Annotated in this window: 14 protein-coding genes; 4 read left to right on the top strand and 10 right to left on the bottom strand. The window is 72.6% G+C overall.

Annotation, left to right across the window (positions count from 1 at the left end; all coding sequences use genetic code 11):
• Positions 1-106: 106 nt before the first annotated feature.
• Both ACFV4F_RS00835 and ACFV4F_RS00830 read right to left on the bottom strand, forming a co-directional pair.
• A complete protein-coding gene (locus ACFV4F_RS00835; protein ID WP_380499933.1) occupies positions 107-1,225 on the bottom strand; it encodes a fatty acid desaturase family protein in 1,119 nt (372 codons plus the stop codon).
• Between the two features lie 7 nt (positions 1,226-1,232).
• Entirely contained in the window at positions 1,233-2,297 is a 1,065-nt protein-coding gene (locus ACFV4F_RS00830; protein ID WP_380499931.1) for a ferredoxin reductase, read from the bottom strand.
• A gap of 87 nt (positions 2,298-2,384) precedes the next feature.
• Between ACFV4F_RS00830 and ACFV4F_RS00825 the strand changes: the two genes are divergently transcribed.
• Complete coding sequence (locus ACFV4F_RS00825) at positions 2,385-3,524, top strand: PucR family transcriptional regulator (protein WP_380437286.1); 1,140 nt, start codon at positions 2,385-2,387, stop codon at positions 3,522-3,524.
• Positions 3,525-3,677: 153 nt separating this feature from the next.
• On the opposite strand, the gene ACFV4F_RS00820 is transcribed toward ACFV4F_RS00825, so the two are convergent.
• From ACFV4F_RS00820 to ACFV4F_RS00800, 5 genes are all read right to left on the bottom strand, one after another.
• Complete coding sequence (locus ACFV4F_RS00820; RefSeq protein WP_380499929.1) at positions 3,678-4,040, bottom strand: ArsR/SmtB family transcription factor; 363 nt, start codon at positions 4,038-4,040, stop codon at positions 3,678-3,680.
• The gene (locus ACFV4F_RS00815) at positions 4,037-4,519 is read right to left on the bottom strand and encodes an SRPBCC family protein (RefSeq protein ID WP_380499928.1); all 483 of its coding nucleotides are present in this window, start codon (positions 4,517-4,519) and stop codon (positions 4,037-4,039) included. Before ACFV4F_RS00815 ends, ACFV4F_RS00820 begins: the two co-directional genes overlap by 4 nt.
• 82 nt (positions 4,520-4,601) lie before the next feature.
• Positions 4,602-5,351: a hypothetical protein gene (locus ACFV4F_RS00810; protein WP_380499926.1), complete on the bottom strand. Its 750-nt coding sequence runs from the start codon at positions 5,349-5,351 to the stop codon at positions 4,602-4,604.
• Between the two features lie 74 nt (positions 5,352-5,425).
• Positions 5,426-6,160: a hypothetical protein gene (locus tag ACFV4F_RS00805; protein WP_380499924.1), complete on the bottom strand. Its 735-nt coding sequence runs from the start codon at positions 6,158-6,160 to the stop codon at positions 5,426-5,428.
• A gap of 23 nt (positions 6,161-6,183) precedes the next feature.
• The gene (locus ACFV4F_RS00800; RefSeq protein ID WP_380499922.1) at positions 6,184-7,203 is read right to left on the bottom strand and encodes an ATP-binding cassette domain-containing protein; all 1,020 of its coding nucleotides are present in this window, start codon (positions 7,201-7,203) and stop codon (positions 6,184-6,186) included.
• Positions 7,204-7,400: 197 nt separating this feature from the next.
• Between ACFV4F_RS00800 and ACFV4F_RS00795 the strand changes: the two genes are divergently transcribed.
• Positions 7,401-8,699: a sensor histidine kinase gene (locus ACFV4F_RS00795; RefSeq protein ID WP_380499921.1), complete on the top strand. Its 1,299-nt coding sequence runs from the start codon at positions 7,401-7,403 to the stop codon at positions 8,697-8,699.
• On the top strand, positions 8,699-9,412 hold the full coding sequence (locus tag ACFV4F_RS00790; protein WP_380500002.1) for a response regulator: 714 nt from the start codon (positions 8,699-8,701) through the stop codon (positions 9,410-9,412). Before ACFV4F_RS00795 ends, ACFV4F_RS00790 begins: the two co-directional genes overlap by 1 nt.
• Positions 9,413-9,516: 104 nt before the next feature.
• Here ACFV4F_RS00790 and ACFV4F_RS00785 read toward each other — a convergent pair whose 3' ends face one another.
• The 3 genes from ACFV4F_RS00785 to modA all read right to left on the bottom strand — a co-directional run bounded on the left by ACFV4F_RS00785 (position 9,517) and on the right by modA (position 12,668).
• Entirely contained in the window at positions 9,517-10,617 is a 1,101-nt protein-coding gene (locus ACFV4F_RS00785; RefSeq protein WP_380499920.1) for an ABC transporter ATP-binding protein, read from the bottom strand.
• Between the two features lie 231 nt (positions 10,618-10,848).
• Positions 10,849-11,730 (bottom strand): ABC transporter permease, encoded by an 882-nt coding sequence (locus ACFV4F_RS00780; RefSeq protein ID WP_380500001.1) that lies wholly within the window; start codon positions 11,728-11,730, stop codon positions 10,849-10,851.
• Positions 11,731-11,804: 74 nt separating this feature from the next.
• Entirely contained in the window at positions 11,805-12,668 is an 864-nt protein-coding gene (modA, locus tag ACFV4F_RS00775; RefSeq protein WP_380499919.1) for a molybdate ABC transporter substrate-binding protein, read from the bottom strand.
• 455 nt (positions 12,669-13,123) lie between these two features.
• On the opposite strand from modA, the gene ACFV4F_RS00770 reads away from it, so the two are divergent.
• Positions 13,124-14,191 (top strand): RNA ligase (ATP), encoded by a 1,068-nt coding sequence (locus ACFV4F_RS00770; protein ID WP_380499917.1) that lies wholly within the window; start codon positions 13,124-13,126, stop codon positions 14,189-14,191.
• Positions 14,192-14,243: the final 52 nt, after the last annotated feature.

Raw genomic sequence — 14,243 nt, 5'->3', positions numbered from 1 at the left:
TCGACGCCGTGTCGGGCTGCCGTCCCGGCCGCCGTGGTCCGCGGGCCGTCGAGCGCGGCGAGGGCTCCCGCGCGGATGTCGTCACCCGGAGAACCAGTACCGGGCGTCAGGCCGCGATGAGCTCCTTCTCGCGGGCCGGTGTCTCGACCTGGGGCTTCCTGTTCGGCAGTGAGAGCCGGAAGACCTTGCGCCACGCGGAGAACACCTGCTTGGGCAGCGGCCCGGTGACGTACTCCAGCTCGTACTTCTCGAACAGCGCGCGCACCTTCACCGCGACTTCGGCGTACCGGTTGCTCGGCAGGTCCGGGAACAGGTGATGCTCGATCTGGTGGGACAGGTTGCCCGTCATGAAGTGCATGGCCCTGCTGCCGCTGATGTTCGCCGAGCCCATCATCTGGCGCAGGTACCACTGGCCGCGCGTCTCGCCCTTGACCGACCGGCGCTCGAAGACCTGTACGCCCTCCGGGAAGTGCCCGCACATGATCACCGAGTGGGTCCAGATGTTGCGGACCAGGTTCGCGGTGAACGTGGCGGCGAGCGTGGTGAGGAACGACGGGCCCGACAGCAGCGGGTGGATCACGTAGTCCTTGAGCACCTGCTTGCGGATCTTGCGGCCCACGGCCTTCGCCCGCGCGCGGAACTCCGGGTTCCCGCGGCGGCGCTTGTGCAGGTTCTTGCCGAGTTCGAGGTCGTATGCCGCGATGCCGTACTCGAAGAAGCAGGCGTTGACGAAGTTCCACAGCGGTTGGCCGAGGTGGAGCGGGTGCCACTTCTGGTCCTCGTCGACGCGCATGATGCCGTATCCGAGGTCGTTGTCCTTGCCGATCACGTTGGTGTACGTGTGGTGCAGCTCGTTGTGCGAGTGCTTCCACTGCTCGGCCGGCGAGACGTGGTCCCACTCCCAGGTGGTGGAGTGGATCTTCGGGTCCCGCATCCAGTCCCACTGGCCGTGCAGGACGTTGTGGCCGATCTCCATGTTGTCCATGATCTTGGCCACGGACAGGCCGGCGGTGCCGAGCAGCCACGCGGGCGGGAAGATCGAGAACAGCAGCACGCCCCTGCTGGCCAGCTCGAGCTTGCGCTGCGCCGAGATGACCTTGCGGATGTAGGCGGCGTCCTTCTCACCGCGGTCGGCGATCACCGCGTCGCGGATCGCGTCCAGCTCGCGGCCGAGCTCCTCGATCTGCTCCGCGGTCAGGTGGGCGGTGGGGTCGATTGCGGTCAAGGTGCCTCTACCGTTCGATGTCGCAGGGGCCCGCCGCGGCGGACACGCAGGTCTGGATGAGGACGCCCGGCTCGGCCTCGGTGATCTCGCCGGTGCGCAGGTCGCGGACGGCGCCCGCCTTGAGCGGCGTGACGCAGCCGAAGCAGATGCCCATGCGGCACCCGGAGGGCATGAGCACGCCGGCTTCCTCGCCGATGTCCAGCAACGGCGTGACGCCGTCCGCGTCGACGGTCTTGCCGGTGGTGCTGAACGTGACCTCGCCGCCGCCGCCGTCGCCGTTGCCGGCGACGATGCGGGGGCGGAACCGTTCGGTGTGCAGGCGCTCTCGGAGGCCGTGTTCGGCCCAGCGCTCCTCTGCGGCGTCGAGCAGGCCCGAGGGCCCGCAGGCCCAGGTCTCGCGCTCGGCCCAGTCGGGCACGAGTTCGCCGAGGCGGGCGATGTCGAGCCTGCCGTCCGTGGAGGTGTGCACCTCGGCGAGGCGCAGCTTCTTGTCCGCGACCAGGCCGTGCAGTTCGTCGCGGAAGATCACGTCTTGCGGCCGGGGCGCGCAGTGGACCATGACGACGTCGTCGAACTCGATGTCGCGCAGCATGCCCATCACGGGCGTGATGCCGCTGCCGGCCGTCAGGTAGAGCACCTTGGCGGGCTTGGCGCGCGGCAGCACGAAGTCACCGGTCGGCTGATCGAGCTGGACCAGCGTGCCCGGGGTCGCCCTGCGGACGAGGTGGTTGCTGACCTTGCCGTCCGGGATCGCCTTCACGGTGATCGTGATGCGGCCGTCCCGGCGGTCCGTCGGTGAGGTGATGGAGTAGGAACGCCACAGGCGCCTCCCGTCGACGTCGACCCCGATCCGTACGTACTGACCGGCAGTGTGGCCGCGCCAGCCCCGTCCCGGCCTGATCACGACGGTCGCGGCGTCACTCGTCTCGGGGTGCACGGCCTCGATGCGCCCACGCAGGTCGGCGCCCGCACGCAGCGGGCTGACCAGGTCGAGGTAGTCCGACGGCAGCAGCGGCGTCGTGACCATCTCCAGCAGTTTCCACGCCCTGCTGCGGAGCGCTGCACTCGTCATGACTCCAGCTTGCTGCGCCTCGAGGCGTAAAGTCCTGACCGTAGGACGTAAATCCGATCGGCTGAGTTGTTCGCAGGGAACAAGAACATGAGCCAAGCAATCCGGAGGGCCGGCGAGCTGGTCCTGGACGAGACGACGGTCACCGCGCTTCGGGCCGCGCTGACGGCCACCGCCGACGAGGTCGTCGAGGCGATCATCGACGAGGTCCCTCCCTACGCCAACGCGCTTTCGGGCCGCATGGGCGGCACCATCCGCCGAGCCGTCCGCACCGCCCTGGGGCACTACCTGGACCTCGCGAGCGGGAACGCCACGGGCGGCGACGCCGGTGACGCGGCCTACGAGCTGGGCCGCGGCGAGGTGCGGGACGGCCGTTCGATGGACGCCCTGCTCAGCGCCTACCGCGTCGGCGCCCGTGTGGCCTGGCGATGCCTGGCAGCGGGTGCCGTGCCGGCGGGTCTGCCCGCCGCCGAGGTCGCCAAGTTCGCCGAGCTGACCTTCGCCTACATCGACGAGCTCTCCGCCGCGAGCGCCGCGGGCCATGCCGACGAACTGGCCGCCCGGGGCAGGGCCCAGGAGCGCCACCTGGAACACCTGGCCCGCGACCTCCTCGCCGGCGCGAGTCCGGACGTGCTGCTGGCCTCCGTTCAACGGGCCGGGTGGCAGCCCCCGGTTACGCTGACCGCGGTCCTGCTGCCCGCCGCCCAGGCCCGGCCCGCCTACCGCGTGCTCGACCCGAGCACCCTCGTCCTCGACGATCTGCCGGACGCCACCGGTGTGCTGCTCGTCCCCGATGCCGACCGGCCACACCTCCTGCGGCAGCTGACCGACCGCACCGCCGTGGTCGGCCCGGCACGGCCATGGATTCGTGCGTCCGCCTCGTACGCGCGAGCCGTCCGTGCGCGCTCCCTCTCCTCTGAGATTCGCGACACCGAGGACCACCTGCCCGAGCTGGTGCTGAGCGCGGACGCGGACGCGTTCGCAGACCTGCGTACCCGAGCCCTCGCGCCGTTGCGGACCCTGCCTGTCGCGACCGCACGGCGGCTGGAGGAGACGTTGCGGGCGTGGCTGCTGCACCAGGGCAGGCGGGACGAGGTGGCGGCGGCGTTGTTCGTCCATCCTCAGACGGTCCGGTACCGGATGTCGCAGCTGCGGGAGCTGTTTCCGGATCTCGCCTCGCCCGACCGGGTCCTTGAACTGACCCTGGCGGTCGGTCTTCGGGGCGGCTGACGCGTACGTCGACCGTCCACGGCTGTGTCTGGCCGCCTCGCCCGAGCGGCGAACGGTCGTCGGGTGACGGCGAACAGGTAACAGCGAACAGATAACAGATTTCAAAATCTGAAATCTGTTATCTGTTCGCTGTTTGTCGTCACCCGACGGCAGTCACTCCGCCGCCCTCGCCCCCTCCGCCGCCGTCGCGCCCTCCGCGAGGTGCTTGATGGCCAGGAGGCGCCGGTCCCAGGCGTCGGCCAGGTCGGCCATCCAGCGGGCGGTGGCCGTGAGGGTGTCGGGGGCCGGCCGGTAGCGGACTTCGCGTCCGGCGCGATGGGCGGTGACGAGGCCCGCCTGGTCGAGGACGGCGAGGTGCTTGACGATCGCCTGCCGGGTGACGGGGAGTCCGTCGGCGAGCTCGGTGGCGGTCGCCGTGCCCCGGGCGGCCAGGGCGTCGAGGACGTGCCGCCTGGTCGGCTCGGCGAGCGCGGCCAGTACCGCCGCGACCGGATCGCTTCCGTGCTCCGGTGTCACGCGGGCAACTTCGCGACATGGAGGACGAGTTCGGGAAGCTTCCGATCCCATCCGGCGCTGTTCTGCTCGTGACGGGCCAGGACGGCTTCGGCGGGCAGGGCGAGGGTGGCGAAGCCGCTCTCGACCATCCGCAGTCGGGTGCCGCCGGGAACGGCTGTGAGGGTGAACCGGACCAGCGTGGAGTTGTCGGCGGCGGGCTCCTCCCCGGCCGCGCCCTGCGACCAGCGGTAGGAGAACACCGCGGGCCGCTCCACCTGTTCGATCCGGGCGGGCAGCGTGCCGTGCACCCCGTGGTCGAAGACCATGCGCCCGCCCGGCCGCAGGTCGATCTCGGCCGGGGCGCCGCTGCCGAACCAGCGGCCCAGGAACTCGGCCCGGGTGAGGATCTGCCAGACCCGCTCGCGGGGTGCCGCGATGACGATCTCGCGTTCGATGCTGTCGGCGGCCGTGCCGTCGGTGACCGTGCTGTCGCTGACCATGCCGTGGATCTCCCCCATCCGGTGCCGTTGTGTGCAAGTCCAGCGTTGCACGTCGATCCGCCGACGTGCAACCCGAAAGTTGCTAGTGGCCCGACGCCTCGTACCGCCGCATCGCCCGCAGTCCGCCGTAGGCCGCGGCGGCCGTCCACGCGGTCATGATCAGCAGGCCCGTCCAGTGGCCGTAGTGGATGCCCGGCTCGGTCCGGGTGCGCATCGCGTACAGGCCCGCGCGGTCGGGGAGGAACTGGCCGGCCTCACGTACGCCGGGGATGGCCGCCAGCCACGTCGTGCCGAGGAAGACCATCGGCGGGATCAGGCCGAGGGCGGCGCTGAGGTTTCCGAGCATCGCCGTCAGTCCGAGGCAGAGGGTGACCAGCAGCGGGTGGTAGGCCACGCCGGCCAGGAAGCTGCGGGCGAGGCCCGGGGTGGAGAGGTCGAGGCCGGTGGTCGCGGCGGTCGCGGCGAACGAGCCTGCGGTGGAGGCCAGTCCGAGCAACAGGCCAAGCCAGCAGCCCACGGCGAGCTTCGCGCCGTACAGGCGTCCGCGCGACGGGACGGCGGTCAAGGAGGTACCGATCATGCGGGTGTTGAACTCCTGGCCGATCAACAGGACGCCGAGGCAGGCCACGCCCACGTGGCCGAACAGCAGCCCGTAGTGGATCGTCGCGGCCGGCTCCTTGCCGGGCGGTGCAGGGTCCCGCCCGGATGCGGCGCCGACGGCGGCGGTGATGCCGACGGTAAGCGCCAGGGTGACCAGCGGCGCCGCCCATTGGGACGGCAGCGTGGTGAACTTGATCCGTTCGGCGCGCAGTGCGTTGTGCGTGGTGGTCATGACGGTCCTCGGTTTCCAGAGCAGTTGGCGCGCTCGTGGTCGGCGCTCTGTGGTCCGTGGGCGGTGGCCCGTGGTCAGGCGGCGCGGCGGCGCAGGGCGTGCAGGCCCGCGTACGCGGCGGCGCCCGCCCAGAGTGCCGCGATCAGCAGGCTGGTCCAGTGTCCGTAGGCGACCTGCGGGTCGTCGGTGTAGTGCAGCGCGTACTGGCCGGCGCGGTCGGGCAGGAACTGCACCACCCGGTCTGCTCCCGGGATGCCGCCGAGGAGCGGCGAGAGCAGGAAGACGGTCGGGGCCAGCAGGCCCATGGCGGCGGTGAGGTTGCCGAGCAGGGACGTCACCCCGAGGCAGAACACCGTCAGGAGTGCGGGGTAGAGCACACCGGCGGTGGCGCTGCGCACCAGAGCCGGCCCGGTCCACTCGCCGGGGACGGTGGCGGCGTACCCGGCGAACGCGCCCGCCGTCCCGACCATGCCGACGACGAGGGTGGCCGCGGTTGCGAGGGTGAGCTTCGCGCCGTACAGGCGTCCGCGCGACGGGACGGCGGTCAGGGAGGTGCCGATCATGCGGGTGTTGAACTCCTGGCCGATCAGCAGGATGCCGAAGCAAACCACCGGCAACTGGCCGAAGTTGAGGCCGTAGTAGACGCCGGAGCCGGGGTCGTCGGTGAGGTGGGGCTCCGTGCCGCCGAGCGCGGCGCCGACCGCAGTGGTGATGCCGGGGGTCAGGAGGAGCGCGAGCAGGGGCGGGATCCAGAGCGATGGCAGGGTGGTGAACTTGATGCGTTCGGCGCGAAGGGCGTGTCGAAACACGCTTCCAGCGTTGGTGGTTGAGCTCATGTTGCGGCCGCCGAGCCGGCGCGGTACTCGACGCTCTCTGCCGTCATCCGCATGAACGCCTCTTCCAGGGAGTCCTGTTGGAGGGCGATCTCGTACAGGACCACACCGTGCTCGGCGGCGAGTGCGGCGATCCGTTCCGGTTCCGCCCCGCTCACCTCCCAGGCTCCGTCGTCCATTTGGGCCGCCGATACGCCGTCCGCGGCCAGCTGGTCCGCGGTCAGTCGGTGCGCTGCCAGCCGGTCTGTGGTCAGTCGGTCTGCGGTCAGTCGGTGCGCGTCGTCGTCGCCGAACAGTGCGGCGAGCTTCGTCGCGTCGACGGCGCGGACGCGCACCCGGGGGCGGCCGTGGCGCTCGATGAACTCGGCCGTCGGGGCGTCCGCGAGCAGGCGGCCGCGGCCGATCACCACCAAGTGGTCGGCGGTGAGCGCCATTTCGGACATCAGGTGGGAGGACATCAGCACCGCCCGCCCCTCGGCGGCGAGCTCGCGCAGCAGGGTGCGGATCCAGCGGATGCCCTCGGGGTCGAGGCCGTTCACCGGCTCGTCCAGCATCAGGACGGGCGGGTCGCCGAGCAGGGCCGCGGCCACCCCGAGGCGCTGGCGCATGCCGAGTGAGAAGCCGCGGATCCGGCGGGTGGCCGCGTCGGCCAGACCGGCCTGCGCGAGCACCTCGTCCACCCTCTGCTCCGGAAGGCCGTTGCTCGCGGCGAGCCAGCGCAGATGGCCGCGTGCGGTCCGTCCACCGTGCAGTGCGTGGGCGTCGAGCAGGGCTCCCACCCGCCGCAGGGGGTACGCCAGTTCGGCGTACGGGCGGCCTCCGGCCGGGCCGCCGCCGCCGATCAGCGCGCGGCCGGTGGTCGGGCGCTCCAGGCCAAGGACCAGGCGCATCGTCGTGCTCTTCCCGGCGCCGTTCGGGCCGAGGAAGCCGGTGACGACGCCGGGCCGGACAGTGAAGGACAGGTCGTCGACGACCCGCCTGCCCTCGTACTCCTTCGTGAGGCCCTGGATCTCGATCACGGCCGCGCGCTCCTTCCTGCCGTACCTCTTTGTTCCTCTCGCCGGGCCCGAAGGCGTTCCGGCCGGGCGCCCGTGCCGGTCCTCCGGCGGGTGGCTCCATTGGACCGGGGCGGGCCGGTCCGGCGGATCCCGCCGCGGAGGGGATGCGCCTCCCTCTCGGGAGGGAGCCGGTCGTGCACCGGCGAGGGACGCCAAGGGTGGTGCTGACCTGGCAGGATGGCGCAATGCCGAGGTTCATAGCGCCGTTGCTCGCGGGCGCCACGTACGCGCGCTGGCTGCACCTGCTGATCGGGTGGGTCTTCGCGGGCGTCGTGCTGATGATCTATCCCGGGACGTACCGGAAGGGCCTCGCCGAGATCCTGGCGCAGAGTGTCGCAGTGGACGCCGTCCTGCTGGCGCTCGTCGCGCTGGTGCCCGCGATGCGCCGTGCGGAGGGCGTCCAGGCGCGGCTGCTGCTGGTGCCGGACCGCGAGGAGGACATCGCCGCCGAACCGTCCCGCACCTGGGCCGACCGGCGGCGCACGGCCGCCTGGCTGATCGGGCGCGTCGCGCTCGGAACGGTGACGGGGTTCGCGTCGGTGGCCGTGCTCACCGCCGTCTATGCGCTACTGACCGGATCCGACACGGCCTTCGCCGGGCTCCGACTTCCCCACGCACTGGGGCGGTTCTGGCGACCTCTGACGGCACCGGTGCTGCTCTTCGGCTACGGCTGGCTGGTTGTCTGGGCCGGGCGGCTTCAACTGGCGATGGCCATAGGGCTGCTGAGTCCATCACCGGCGGAGCGCCTTGCGGAGGCCGAACTACGGGCCGAACGCCTATTGGAACGCAACCGGTTGGCCCGCGAGCTGCACGACTCCATCGGCCACGCCCTGACGGTGACGGTCCTTCAGGCAGGTGCAGCGCGCGAGGTCGGAGATCCAGCGTTCGCCGCCAAGGCGCTCGAAGTCATCGAGGAGACCGGCCGCAGGGCGATGGACGACCTCGAACGGACGCTCGTCCTGCTGCGCGAGGCTCCGGACGGAACGGCCACCGAGAATCCGGGCGTTGAGCACCTTTCTTCCCTCTTCGACACCGCGCGGGCGGCGGGGAATCCGGTCGACGCGTCGATCGACGTGCCCGCCGGCGTCCTGCCCGGGGTGCTGTCCCGCGAGTCCTACCGGATTGTCCAGGAAGGGCTGACCAACGCCCTCAAGTACGCGCCGGGCGAGCTGGTCAGCGTCCGGATCGCCGTCCGGGACGGGCGGTTGGAGCTGCGCTGCGCCAACCTGTTGCGCAACGACTCACGCGCGCGCGGCGGTTCATCGGCTCGGGGTGCCGCGCCGGGCGGCCGCGGCGGGAAGGGGCTGCGCGGGATCCGCGAACGGGCCATCCTGCTCGGGGGCGAGGCCACGGCGGGGAGTGCGGGGACAGCGGGGACAGCGGGGCGGAGCGGGGGCGGCGCCGGCCCTGGTGAATGGGTGCTCGCCGTCCGGCTGCCCCTACGCTTGGGATCGTGATGATCAACAACGGGCGCACCGCCGGGACCGTCGACATCGTGCTCGCCGACGACGAGGAGCTCGTCCGGGCCGGCCTGCGGGCCGTCCTGGAAGCACAGGGCGACCTGCGGGTGGTCGGCGAGGCGGCCGACGGCGCCGAGGCAGTGGCACTCGCCCGCGCGCTGCGCCCGGACGTCGTGCTGATGGACGTCCGGATGCCCGTCCTGGACGGCCTGGCCGCGACCCGCGAACTCGTGCGGCCCCGGGCGGCGGCGCACCCGGATGGTCCGGGGGCCCCGGAGGAGCGGCTGCCGAGGATCCTCGTCGTCACCACCTTCGAGAACGACGACTACGTCTACCAGGCCCTGCGCGCGGGCGCGGACGGCTTCCTGCTGAAGCGCTCCCGCCCGGCCGAGATCGTCCACGCCGTGCGGCTCGTGGTGGCCGGGGAGTCGCTGCTCTTCCCGGCCTCGATCCGCCGCCTCGCCGCCGGCCACGGCAACACGGCGGCCCGCGCCGCGTTGGCGAGGGCGGCCCTGACCGAGCGCGAGGCGGAGGTGCTGCGGCTGGTCGCCCGGGGGCTCAGCAACGGCGAGATCGCCGACCGGCTCTTCGTCGGCGTGCAGACGGTCAAGACGCACGTCAGCAGCGTCCTCGCGAAGCTCGGCGCGCGCGACCGCACGCAGGCGGTCATCGCGGCGTACGAATCAGGGTTCGTCGAGCCGGCGGAGTAGCAGCCTCGGAGTCCAAATCTCGGAGGACAAGTCTCGGAATAGGCGTCTCGGGGCGTCTCGGGGCGGGGGTAGGGGCAGGGGGCGGCGCGGCGCGGGCCCCTGCCTCAGGCCGGGTAGGCGTGCGTCTGGGTGGCCTTGACCGACGCCCACACCGTGGTGCCGGGCGCCAGGTCGAGCTCCGCGACCGCGGCCGGGGTGAGGTCCGCCGCCATCGGCAGCTCGCCGGTCAGGTCCGCGCGGACCTGGTCGCCGTGCAGGTCCAGCCCGACGACCTTGGCCTCCCACACGTTGCGCGCGCTGGAGTCGGGCCGCTCCCGGTGCAGCGTCACCGCGGACGGCGGGAACGCGACGAACGCCGGACCGGACAGCTCCTCGGTGGTGGCCAGCACCGTGCCGTCCGCCAGCTCGACCCGCCGGCCGTCCGCCCGTCCCTGGTACAGGTTGAGGCCGACCAGGCGGGCGATGTAGTCGGTGCGCGGCCGCCGGGCGATCTCCGCCGGGGTACCGGACTGCACCTCCTGGCCCCCCTCGATCACCACCAGCCGGTCCGCCAGCACCATGGCGTCCAGCGGGTCGTGCGTCACCAGCACCGCGACCGCCTCGAACTCGGCCAGGTGGCGCCGGAGTTGGGAGCGGACGTCGAGACGGGTGCGGGCGTCCAGGGCGGCCAGGGGCTCGTCCAGCAGGAGCAGCCGCGGGCGCACCGCCAGCGCCCGCGCGAGGGCCACGCGCTGCGCCTGCCCGCCGGAGAGGCCGCCGGGACGGGAGGCGGACTGGTCCGCCAGGCCCATCCGCTCCAGCCAGACGGCCGCCTCGGCGCGGGCCTCGCGCTTGGGACGGCCCTGGCAGCGCGGGCCGAAGGCGACGTTGTCGAGCGCGCTGAGGTGCGGGAAGAGCAGGTAGTCCTGGAACACCACACCGACCGGGCGCTCCTCGGCGGGGGTGTGGACGTGGCGCGCGGGGTCCGCCAGCAGGGCGCCGTCCAGGCGCAGGTGGCCGCCGGTGAGCGGGAGCAGCCCGGCGAGGGCGCGCAGGGCGGTGGACTTGCCGGCGCCGTTCGGGCCGAGCAGGGCGATCACCTCGCCGGGCGCGGCGCTGAGTGCCAGGTCGAGCGTGAACGCGGCCCGTTCGATCCGCAGCCGGGCGTCGAGGGCGGGCGCTGGACGTCCGGGCGCGGGACTCCCGGACGCTGGACTTCCGGGCACGGGGCTTTCGGGCACAGGACCTTCGGACGCGGGATTTCCGGGCACGGGGCTTTCGGGCACAGGACCTTCGGACGCGGGATTTCCGGGCACGGGGCTTTCGGTGGCCGGGTTCCCTGATGCCGGGTTTCCTGAGGCCGGGTTCGGCTGAGCGGGGTTCACGGGTCCTGGGTTCATCCGGGCGGCGTCCATGGGGCGGGGGAGCGGGAAGGGGCGGAAGCGGTCATGGGGTGGTCACGGCGTGGTGGACATCCACCGGTCGCGCAGACCGACCAGGACGGCGACGGACACCGCGAGCAGCACCAGGGACAGCGCGATCGCCGCCTCCGGGTCGGACTCCATGGCGAGGTAGACGGCCAGCGGCATGGTCTGGGTCTTCCCGGGGAAGTTGCCCGCGAACGTGATCGTCGCGCCGAACTCGCCGAGCGCCCGGGCCCACGCGAGCACGGCCCCGGCGGCGATGCCGGGCGCGATCAGCGGCAGCGTGACACGGCGGAAGGCCGTCAGCCGGGACGCGCCCAGGGTCGCCGCGGCCTCCTCGTAACGGGGGTCGGCTGCGCGCAGCGCGCCCTCGACGCTGATCACCAGGAACGGCATCGCGACGAACGCCTCGGCGATCACCACACCGGTGGTGGTGAACGGCAGGGTGATGCCGAACGCCGAGTCCAGCCACGAGCCGACGATCCCGCGCCGCCCGAGGACCAGCAGCAGCGCCACGCCGCCGACCACCGGCGGCAGCACCAGCGGCAGCGTGACCAGCGCCCGGATGACCCGTCGGCCGGGCAGCTCCGTGCGGGCGAGCAGCCACGCCAACGGGACGCCGAGGACCAGCGACACCGTGGTGGCGAGCGTCGCGCAGATGAGGGACAGCCGCAGGGCGTCCCAGACGGCGGTGCTGGTCAGCTCCTCGGAGAGGGCGCTCCACGGGGCACGGACCAGCAGGCCGACGAGCGGGAGGATCAGGAACGCCAGCCCGAGCAGCGCCGGGAGCAGCAGCGTGGCCGGGACACGCGGCGCGTGCCGGCGTCGGCGCGGTCCCTTCCTGGCACGGGACGGCGTAGCGGGCGTGCCGGGCGTGCCGGGCGTGCTGCCGAGAGTGCCGGTTGCGCGGGCCAGGTCGGCGGCTGGGCGGGCGCCGGCCGGGGTGTCCCCGTGGCCGGTGCCCGCCCCGGTGCCGTTGTCTCGGCCGCTCACGGTGCCTGGAAGCCCGCCGCGGTCAGGACCTGCTTGGCCTCGGGCGACTGCACGTAGGCGACGAACGCGGCGGCGCCGTCCTTGTTCGGGGCCTTGGCCAGCGTGGCGATCGGGTAGTCGTTCACGGCCTTGGCGGCCTCGGGGAAGTCCACGCCGTCGATCTTGCCCGCGTCGGCCTTCACGTCGGTCTGGTAGACGAGGGAGGCGTCGACCTCGCCGAGCTCGACCTTCGTGAGCGCGCCCTTGACGTCCTGTTCGAGGGTGACGGGGGTCAGGTTGACGCCGGCGGCCTGCAGCGCCGTCAGGGCGGCGGCGCCGCACGGCACCTCCTTGGCGCACAGCGCGACCTTCACGCCGGAGGTGGTGAGGTCCTTCAGCCCGGTGATGTGCTTGGGGTTGCCCTTGGGCACGGCGATGGTGAGCGTGTTCTTGACGAAGGTGGCCGGCGTGCCGCTCGCGCCGCCCGCGTCCGTCACGGTCTTCATGGTGGCCGGGCTGGCGGCGGCGAACACGTCGGCCGGGGCACCGGAGTTGATGCTGGTGGCGAGGCTGGAGCTGCCGCCGAAGTTGAACGTGACCTTGGCGCCCGGGTTCGCGGCCTCGAACTTCTTGCCGAGCTCGGTGAAGGTCTCCTTGAGCGAGGCGGCGGCGAAGACGGTGATGTCGCCGGTGGCCTTCGGGACCGAGCCCGCGCTCGCCGTGCCGCCGGCCGCCGCCGAGCCCGCGGAGGCCGCCGGGGTCGTCGCGCCGGCCGAGGACTTGCCGCCGTCGCTGCCACACGCGGTGACCCCGAGGCTGAGGACGAGGGCCGCGGCGGCGGCGACGGCGAGTCTGCGGGTGGTGGTCGTGCGGGAGCCCATCGGTGCTTCCCTTCCTCGGCGCGCGCCGGAAGGGGCGCGGGGATGAGCCGCAGGTGCGGCCGTTACGGTGATCATAGTGCCGCAGATGCGAGCGGAAAATCGTCTGTCGCATTGCACAGGCGGGGCGTGGCGAGGGTGTCTTCCCAACTGTGGGAAGGCTCAAACGTGCACGGACGGTGGTGTCGGGGTGGCCCTGGGGTGGTCCTGCGCCCTGGGGGGGGGTGCGGCCGCGGATCGGGCGCTGCCGGAGAGCAGCACGGGAAGGCGCACAGTGGAAGGCGCACAGTGGAAGGCATGCGGTGGAAGGCATGCGGCGGAAGGTGCACGGCAGAAGGCCCACGGCAGGGGCGCGCTGAAATTCCGTCGCGCCCGGTGGTCCGAGCCGACAGAGTGGTGGCGGTCCGCGCCCGGCCACCCGGCCGGGTGCACCGAGAACCACGGGGAGGAGCCCGTCCATGTCCACGCTGCGCGTCACCGCCGAGAAGCTGGTCGTCCTGGAACACCCGAATGCCGACGCCCTGGAGCTCGCGCAGGTCGGGCTCTACCGGGCGGTGGTCGCGAAGGGCGTGTACCGGACCGGCGACTACGCCGTCTACATCCCCGAACAGTCCGTGCTCCCCGAAGAACTGATCGCGGAACTAGGCCTGACCGGCAAACTGGCCGGCAGTAAGGCGGACCGCGTGAGGGCCGTCCGGCTGCGCGGCGAACTGTCGCAGGGCATCGTCTGCCGCCCCGCCTCGCTCGCCGGCACCGACCTGGCCGCCGCGGCGGAGCACGGCGCGGACTTCGCCGAGGCCCTCGGGATCGTCAAGTGGCAGCCGCCGATCCCCACGTCGATGAACGGCGACGTCGTCCGCGCGCCCGACCTCCTGCCCTGGGTGGACATCGAGAACCTCAAGCGCTACCCGGACGTCTTCGAGCCCGGCGAGCCCGTCGTGCTCACCGAGAAGCTGCACGGCAGCTGCTGCCTCGTCACCTACACCGCCGCCACCGGCGAGGTGCACGTGTCGTCCAAGGGCATCGGCGCGCAGGGGCTCGCCCTGGCCGAGGACGAGCGCAACCTCTACTGGCGCGCCGTGCGCGCCCACGGCATACCGGACGTGGCCGCCCGACTGGCCGAGCGGCTCGGCGCCGAGCGCGTCGGCATCTTCGGCGAGGTCTTCGGGGCCGGCGTCCAGGACCTGACGTACGGCGCCGCCGGCCGGAGCGAGCTGCCCGGCTACGCCGCGTTCGACGTCTCCGCCGTGGTCGACGGGCAACTGCGCTGGCTGTCCGCGGCCGACCTGCTCGACGGCCGGCTGCCGCTGGTGCCCGAGCTGTGGCGCGGACCGTTCGACCCCGACACGGTGCTGGAGCTCGCGCAGGGCAAGGAGACCGTCTCCGGGCGCGAACTGCACATGCGCGAAGGCGTGGTGATCCGGCCGGTGACCGAGCGCTGGAGCCCGCTGCTCGGGAGCCGAGCGATCGCCAAGGTGGTCGGCGACGCCTACCTGACCCGCAAGGGCGGCACCGAGTACGAGTAGGGGCAGCGGCGGGTTCGGCGGACAGTCTTGCTCGGCGGGTGCGGGTGCCGGT

It is taken from the genome of Kitasatospora sp. NPDC059722 (genome assembly GCF_042733235.1).
In the GTDB taxonomy this organism is placed as follows: Bacteria; Actinomycetota; Actinomycetes; order Streptomycetales; family Streptomycetaceae; genus Kitasatospora.
The sequence above is the reverse complement of the archived record's forward strand: the minus strand, read 5'-3'. Positions and strand labels throughout refer to the sequence as shown.

Excerpts from the sequence above, each read along its gene's own strand:
- ACFV4F_RS00825 (WP_380437286.1), top strand. The coding sequence starts at position 2,385 with ATGAGCCAAGCAATCCGGAGGGCCGGCGAGCTGGTCCTGGACGAGACG.
- ACFV4F_RS00810 (WP_380499926.1), bottom strand. The coding sequence starts at position 5,351 with ATGACCACCACGCACAACGCACTGCGCGCCGAACGGATCAAGTTCACC.
- ACFV4F_RS00830 (WP_380499931.1), bottom strand. The coding sequence starts at position 2,297 with ATGACGAGTGCAGCGCTCCGCAGCAGGGCGTGGAAACTGCTGGAGATG.
- ACFV4F_RS00770 (WP_380499917.1), top strand. The coding sequence starts at position 13,124 with ATGTCCACGCTGCGCGTCACCGCCGAGAAGCTGGTCGTCCTGGAACAC.
- modA (WP_380499919.1), bottom strand. The coding sequence starts at position 12,668 with ATGGGCTCCCGCACGACCACCACCCGCAGACTCGCCGTCGCCGCCGCC.
- ACFV4F_RS00815 (WP_380499928.1), bottom strand. The coding sequence starts at position 4,519 with ATGGTCAGCGACAGCACGGTCACCGACGGCACGGCCGCCGACAGCATC.
- ACFV4F_RS00790 (WP_380500002.1), top strand. The coding sequence starts at position 8,699 with ATGATCAACAACGGGCGCACCGCCGGGACCGTCGACATCGTGCTCGCC.